Here is a 1,007-nt window from a genome sequence, read left to right as displayed (position 1 = left end):
ACCGCACGCGACACACCCGCACCCACACCCCGCACATCCACCAACCCGAACGGCGCCGTCGGCTCATCAACATCACCCAACAGACCAGCGAAGAACCGCTCATGCTCGGCCCGCTCCACCCCACCACGCGCCTGCGCCACGAAATCACGGAACGCCAACGCCTCCGGCAGCCCATCACCCCGCCCCGCAAGGAACGCCTCCACCTCGCCAAGAATGACGTCCCTCGCGGTGTGGTCCTGGATCATGTGGTGCACGTGCAGCAGCGCCAGCCACCGTCCGTCCGGCGCAGCGGCTCTGAGCATCCGGATCATCGGGGCCCGGTCCAGGTCCATGGAGAGGCCGGCCCGGGCGACCAATTCGCCCGTCAAGTCGGTGCTCTCTTTGTGGAGTTCGATCTCGTCGATAGGCAGGGCGGCATGCCGCCACACGACCTGCACCGGCTCGCGCAGGCCCTGCCACACGATGGCGGTGCGCAGAATGTCGTGCCGGTCCACGACCCGCTGCAACGCCTCAGTGAAGGCGTCCAGCCGCGTCCGCGAGTCGAACTCCATAGTGACCGACATCACATACGCGTCCTCGCCGCCGTCGGCGAGGAGGTGGTGGAAGAGCAGACCCTCCTGCAGCGGGGCCAGCGGGTAGATGTCGGCGATGTTGGCCGCGCCGCCGCCGACCGTGGCGACGATGCGCTCGATCTCCTCTGCGGTCAGGTCGACCAGCGGGAGCATGTCGGGCGTGATCGCCTGCGCGCCCTCCGGGATGGCGTTGGGCGGTACGACGACGCTCTCGACGCCGGCCACCGCCGCGAGCCCGGCCACGGTCGGGGTCTGGAACAGCGCCCGCACGGAGACGGACACACCACGTGTGCGCAGGAGCTCCACCAGCCGGATCACCAGCAGCGAATGACCACCCAGAGCGAAGAAGCTGTCATCGACACCGACGCTCTCCACACCGAGAACCTCGGCGAACGCCGCGCACAGCAACTCCTCGCGAACCGTCGAAGGCCCACG

Annotated in this window: 1 protein-coding gene and 1 pseudogene; both read right to left on the bottom strand. The window is 68.6% G+C overall.

The genetic code is table 11. The annotated features are described in order from the left end of the window. Positions 1–815, bottom strand: an 815-nt coding sequence (locus ACWD35_RS45635) for a condensation domain-containing protein (protein WP_451357200.1), incomplete at its 3' end; no start/stop codon positions are given. A 42-nt stretch (positions 816–857) separates the two neighbouring features. Further along, positions 858–947 (bottom strand): annotated as a pseudogene (locus ACWD35_RS45630) (phosphopantetheine-binding protein); the annotation flags it as partial. Between the last annotated feature and the right edge of the window lie 60 nt (positions 948–1,007).

The sequence above is a fragment of the Streptomyces sp. NPDC002671 genome, assembly GCF_053592475.1.
The sequence above is the reverse complement of the archived record's forward strand: the minus strand, read 5'-3'. Positions and strand labels throughout refer to the sequence as shown.